We start from the raw sequence: 6,065 nt of genomic DNA, 5'->3' as shown, positions 1-6,065 counted from the left end.
AATTCATAAATTTAAGTTTTCTTAACCTAATACGGAAACCCTACAATAATTTAAAGCCGGTATTTTCACATAACCCTACACTATTTTAGAGCGCCGTTAGTCTTTACTTGGAAATTTAAATACTTGTTCCCCCTCTTTTGTCACTAAGTATTTTCCACGTGCAATATATTCAACATAATCTGGATTTGTCAGATTCTGTTTTGCCTTCTCCAATTCTTTCTTTTTAGAAGACAATTCTTTTTTTTCTTTTTCCTTTTGAACAATACTCGACTTTAACTCATGCGTCATTGACAATTGCTGCAAACCACCCATGATTAAAAAGCCAGACATAACCAGCATTGCGATATATACAAAGAAATGTTGAACTTTTTTTCGTTTTCCCTTCATATTTTTATCCCCTTTTTACTATAGCATATAATAGAAAGCGATTTCAATGTAAATTATTTCACACGCATAGCTAAAATCGCAATATCACTAGGATTTATACCAGAAATACGACTTGCTTGTCCTAATGTTAAAGGCTTGATAGCTGTTAATTTTTGTCTTGCCTCCAAAGATAAATTATCCATATTTTCATAATCCAAATTGGTTGGAAGCTTCATTTTTTCCATCTGTTGTAAATGTTTCGCATCGCGCTTTGCCTTGGCAATATAACCAGCATACTTTGTCTGGATCTCAATCTGCTCATTAATTTGAGTTTCATAATCCAATCCCGTATATTTTGCCAAGCCCTTAACTGTAATTTTTGGACGTTTAATTAAATCCAATGCACTACATCCGTGTGCCAATGGATCAAAACCCAAGCTATCAAGATATTCATTGACTTCACTATTCGGTTTAATATGTGCATTTGAAAGTTCTTCTCGAGCAACCTCAATATCATCCATCTTCTTTTTAAATGCATCATATCTTTCTTGTGAAACCAAACCAATTTCATAGCCCTTTTCAAGCAATCTTTGATCCGCATTGTCATGACGTAGCAACAATCTATATTCCGCTCTTGAAGTTAATAAACGATAAGGTTCCTTTGTTCCTTTTGTACATAAATCATCTAACATGACCCCAATATAAGCTTCATCACGACGAAGAACAAATGGTTCTTTACCATCCACTTTCAATGCCGCATTCGCCCCAGCCATCAATCCTTGACCAGCTGCTTCTTCGTATCCGCTCGTACCATTGACCTGTCCTGCAGTAAATAAATTCTCAACAATTTTATTTTCCATATTCGGCTTCATCTGAAGTGGATCAATCGCATCATATTCAATCGCATACGCATATTTTTCAATCACACAATTTTCAAGTCCCGGCAAAGAATGAACCATCTTTTCCTGTACATCAATAGGCATTGATGTTGAGAATCCTTGAATGTAAATTGTATCTAATTCTTTAGATTCAGGTTCTAAGAAAAGCTGATGTCTTTCTTTATCCGCAAAACGAACCAATTTATCTTCAATACTTGGACAATAACGAGGACCTACCCCTTTTACTAACCCAGAATACATTGCAGAATCATGCAAATGTGTATGAATGATTTCATGCGTTTCTGGCTGTGTATAAATTAAATGGCAAATCTCTTGTTTTTCAAAAGGCAATACATCCTCTTGTTTTGTTGTTTCACTAAAGCGCAAAAATTGATTTGTCCCTGGTTGTGGTTCTGTCTTTGAAAAATCAATTGTATCCATTTTAATACGAGGTGGTGTCCCCGTCTTTAAACGGAAAGTTTTAATTCCAGCCTCACGCAATGATTCTGACAACGTATTAACCGTCCTTTGATCTTCTGGACCAGAAACAGTGGAAGTATGTCCTCTTAAAACATTACTTGTCATATAAGTACCTGTTGTCAAAACAACCGTCTTACTTTCAATAAATGTTCCATCTTCTAACTCAACACCACAGGCTTTTCCATCCTTGATTACAACAATTTTACATGCTGCCTCAATAATATCTAAATTATCCTGTTCTTCTAATGCCTTTTTCATAAAACGTTTATAGGCAATCTTATCGCTTTGAACACGCAAACTCCATACTCCAGGTCCTTTTGTCGTATTCAACATCTTAAACTGTAAAGCCGTTTTATCTGCCGCAATAGGCATCATACCACCCAAGGCATCAATTTCTCGAACTACGATTCCTTTTGCCGGTCCACCTACACTAGGATTACATGGCATCGAACCAATCATATCTTTACTTAACGTTACGATAGCCGTTTTCTTATTCATTCGACTCGCCGCTAAACAAGCCTCAATTCCGGCATGTCCAGCTCCAACAACTACTACATCATACATTTTATACACCCGATTTCTTTCTTAGTTGAAAGTGAAAAATACTTTGTGGAACTTTTAAATACAAAGTAACTACCACATATACAATTACACTTAATAAACCATTTAAACACATCTTGAACAAACATGAAAGTTTTGATCCTTCAACACCATACAATCCAACTTTAGATAGAAGTATTGAAGTAATCCATAACATGAATAATCCAATCAAAATACGCACTACAATAATTGAAGTTTTACGATATGAAATGTGGTATACATCTTGAATCTCTTTTAAATTTTTATAAATGATATATCCTGTACCAATAAAACTTGAAATAACAGCACCCGCGATCCCCATGATCCATACAAATGGAATCAAAAGAACTCCTTTGATCAATACACCAATCGCAAGATTTTTTAATACATTTTTTCTTAATTCCAAAGAAACCATTAAATTCGTAACTAACGGAGCTAATGTAGATAAGAAACCCTCCAAAGCCATCCATTGTACAACGAATGTACACAATTCTAAGTTTTCGGAATAATATAACGTGTAATTCAATGGTCCTGCATACGCAAAAATACAAAACGATACAGGAATTGCTACATACAAAACTACGTTGATACTATCCAATACATTTTTCTTGACTAACTTATAATTTTTCTTTGACAAAGCCTCTGAAATATGCGGAATTATCGCTGTCGCAAAACCAGGACCCAAAATCATTGGGATCGCATTTAATTTACCTGCCACATAGTTTGATGCAGAAATAACAGTCGTTGTATCTTCGGCATTATAATGCATCTTTAATCCTGTAGGAAGTAAGAAACCATTAAATACCTGGTCAATATTTCCTAAAATCGCAACCACTAAATAAGGAATAGCTAGGATAAGAATTTCTCTGAAGATTTTCTTAGCTGAATGAGAACGTGTCGTTTGTCTTTGTACCATTTCATCCACTACACATTGGTGTTTACGATCAAAATACGCAAATTGAGCAATTGCCGCAATCGTTGCCACTGAAGTTGACATAACCGCCGCATATAATGCATACTTTTTATCCCAGCCAAACGCATAGACTACAAGGCATGCTGCACTTAGTAAAAAGGCAACACGGAATACTTGTTCAAAAGCTTGTGAAAAAGCATATTCTTCCATTTCTTTTAAGCCTTGATAATATCCTCTAAATGCAGATAATACAGGAACAAGAAAAATCGCTAGAGATAATATTTTTAAACAGTTTGCCATGATATCGGCATTCTTGGCTACCATAGCTGGCGCAATTACATTCGATAAAGTAAATAAGAGGATCATTCCAACAAATCCCGTTAAGCCTAAAATCGCAAAAGCAATTTTCTTTACTAAAATAACACTTTTCGCATCTTCTAAAGCAATATAACGAGCTACAAGTGTGGCCACCGCAAAAGGGACTCCCGACTGAAATATCGTCAATAAATACGCATATATATTATAAGATTGTGCATATACAGACTGATATGCTTCCGATTGAAGTATATATGAAAATGGAATTGTATAAGCCAATCCAATTAGTTTTGATACAAATAGACCGCCTGTTCCGATCAGGCCACCAACAATAATCGACTTTTTGGCCGCTGAAGATTTCGACATAAAATAAATACCCCCAATTTCATAATTATAACATACATCCTTAAAAGTATTATGATTTTTTATATATTAAGAGTATAGTAAAGATAAGGAGTGTGAGATTATGTATCCAGCCTATATACATACGCAAACCACGGCTCGAAACATTGATCATGCAGCCATCAAAACATACCAGATTCCAAGTTTGATTCTGATGGAACATGCAGCTTTAAAATCAGCCGAAATTATTGAACAAATCACAAATACAAACCAATCTATCTGCATTCTTTGTGGCCCTGGAAATAATGGTGCCGATGGATTAGCAATCGCAAGACTTCTACAGCCTAAATATCCAAATCTATATGTTGTGGTTCCAGAAATCAAAAAGATGTCCGAAGATGAAAAAATTCAATTTCAAATGATACAAAATTTAAAAATCCCATTCAGCCAAAATCTTCCTAATGTCACTTATGACATTTATATTGATTGCCTTTTTGGCAATGGATTATCTAGAGATATTACCGGATTTTATAAAACTATGATTCAAGATGTAAACAAATCTCAGTCCACCATTATCAGTATTGATATGCCTAGTGGCATTGATTCCACTATGGGAAATGTTCTAGGATGCGCCATTCATGCAGATTACACAATTAGCTTGGATTGCTACAAACAAGGACAATGGCTAAATGAAGGAAAAAATCATTGTGGCAAATTATATCTCGTAGATATCGGAATTCCTCAAATTCTTCATCAAAAATGCATGGATAAAATTAAAATATTAAATGAGGAGGATATTCATCTTCCAAATCGCCCATTGAATGCACATAAGTCAACTTTTGGAAAAGCCCTAATGATTGGCGGAAGTCAAAACATGCATGGTGCAATCCATATGGCAAGTCTTAGTGCTTATAAAAGTGGTATCGGTACTCTTACTTTGATGGTTCCAGAATGTATTTCTAATGTTCTCGCAATCAAATCCGATTTTTATATGCTTCTTCAATGTGCCGATCGCAATGGTATATTTAGTTCTAAAGCCATTGATTTGTTGAAACAAAATATTAACAATTATTCAATTATTTCAATTGGAAATGGCATGCAAAAAAACAACATTACTATCGCTTTAGTTGAACAAGCTTTAAAGAGTGACAAAAAAATAGTACTTGATGCCGATGCATTATGGGCTGCACAAAAGAATATTGAATTATTAAAACGGAGTGAAACCACAATTTTAACTCCGCATATTAAAGAAATGTCCGATTTAACAGGTATCCATGTTTCAACCATTTTATCAAACCCATTCGAAGTGGCTCGCGACTTTTCAAAAGAATATCCAAGCTGTGTACTAATACTAAAATCAAGTCAAACCTATATTGCCCATCAAGGCAATGTCTATGTTTTAGATGCACAAAATGCAGGTCTGGCAAAAGGCGGCAGTGGGGATATTTTATGTGGTATTGTCGTTGCGATGCTTGGACAATGCAAAGATAGTTTACAAGCGGCTCTATGTGCTACCTATATTCATTCGCAAAGTGCTAAACTTGATATAGATTCGGCAAGTTTCATGCCCGAAGATATTATCAACAATATTCCAAACACATTAAAAAGGCTGAGATCCTAGTGATTCTCAGCCTCATCCTTTTGTATCAAATTTTTCAATGTTAAAACAGCACATTTCATTAATGGTTTTAAATCATGATTTTGAATGTTTGATAATCCTGCTTTTTCTCTTTCCTGATTCGCTAAACATAAAAACATAGCTCCACTACGAACATGACGAGTTTGTCCTACGATAAACACAGTACTTGATTCCATTTCTGAAGCCAGACAATCCAGTCTGCAATACGCATCCCATTTGTTTTGCAACTCTTGATAAACTGGCATTGTTTCCGGTGCATGCTGACCAAAAAAAGAATCCTTACTTTGAACAACACCTACATGATAAGGCAGATTAAGTTTTTTTGCACTTTCGACTTGAGCATTTAAAACTTCAAAATGAGGAACAGCTGGAAATTCAATAGGTGCATATTCACGTGTTGTACCTTCTTGACGAATGGCACCACTTGCAATCACAATATCTCCACCTTGAACATCAAGACGCATTCCACCACATGTACCTACACGCAAAAAGGTATGACACCCTAGTTGAATAAGCTCTTCCATTGCGATTGCAGTACTAGCTCCACCAATAC

General features: G+C 35.3%; 5 protein-coding genes. 1 reads left to right on the top strand and 4 read right to left on the bottom strand.

The features are described from left to right. Positions 1–96 precede the first annotated feature (96 nt). From ACZQCL_RS04190 to ACZQCL_RS04180, 3 genes are read right to left on the bottom strand one after another with little or no spacing between them, the layout of a single operon-like run. Positions 97–387 carry a septum formation initiator family protein gene (locus ACZQCL_RS04190; protein ID WP_117926585.1) on the bottom strand — a complete coding sequence of 97 codons (291 nt, stop codon included), beginning with the start codon at positions 385–387 and terminating at the stop codon, positions 97–99. Between the two features lie 53 nt (positions 388–440). Further along, positions 441–2,288 carry a tRNA uridine-5-carboxymethylaminomethyl(34) synthesis enzyme MnmG gene (gene mnmG, locus ACZQCL_RS04185; protein WP_227993623.1) on the bottom strand — a complete coding sequence of 616 codons (1,848 nt, stop codon included), beginning with the start codon at positions 2,286–2,288 and terminating at the stop codon, positions 441–443. 1 nt (position 2,289) lies between these two features. After that, the gene (locus ACZQCL_RS04180; protein WP_418582367.1) at positions 2,290–3,897 is read right to left on the bottom strand and encodes an oligosaccharide flippase family protein; all 1,608 of its coding nucleotides are present in this window, start codon (positions 3,895–3,897) and stop codon (positions 2,290–2,292) included. 100 nt (positions 3,898–3,997) lie between these two features. Here ACZQCL_RS04180 and ACZQCL_RS04175 point away from each other — a divergent pair, with 100 nt between their 5' ends. Beyond that, the gene (locus ACZQCL_RS04175) at positions 3,998–5,494 is read left to right on the top strand and encodes an NAD(P)H-hydrate dehydratase (protein WP_227993620.1); all 1,497 of its coding nucleotides are present in this window, start codon (positions 3,998–4,000) and stop codon (positions 5,492–5,494) included. Here the strand turns inward: ACZQCL_RS04175 and ACZQCL_RS04170 are convergent. After that, positions 5,491–6,065, bottom strand: a 575-nt coding sequence (locus tag ACZQCL_RS04170) for a nucleoside phosphorylase (RefSeq protein WP_482481916.1), incomplete at its 5' end; no start/stop codon positions are given. The genes ACZQCL_RS04175 and ACZQCL_RS04170 overlap by 4 nt on opposite strands.

Source organism: Holdemanella sp. (genome assembly GCF_056804935.1).
The sequence above is the reverse complement of the archived record's forward strand: the minus strand, read 5'-3'. Positions and strand labels throughout refer to the sequence as shown.

Coding starts and splice junctions, on each gene's coding strand:
- mnmG (WP_227993623.1), bottom strand. CDS start 2,288: ATGTATGATGTAGTAGTTGTTGGAGCTGGACATGCCGGAATTGAGGCT.
- ACZQCL_RS04180 (WP_418582367.1), bottom strand. CDS start 3,897: ATGTCGAAATCTTCAGCGGCCAAAAAGTCGATTATTGTTGGTGGCCTG.
- ACZQCL_RS04175 (WP_227993620.1), top strand. CDS start 3,998: ATGTATCCAGCCTATATACATACGCAAACCACGGCTCGAAACATTGAT.
- ACZQCL_RS04190 (WP_117926585.1), bottom strand. CDS start 387: ATGAAGGGAAAACGAAAAAAAGTTCAACATTTCTTTGTATATATCGCA.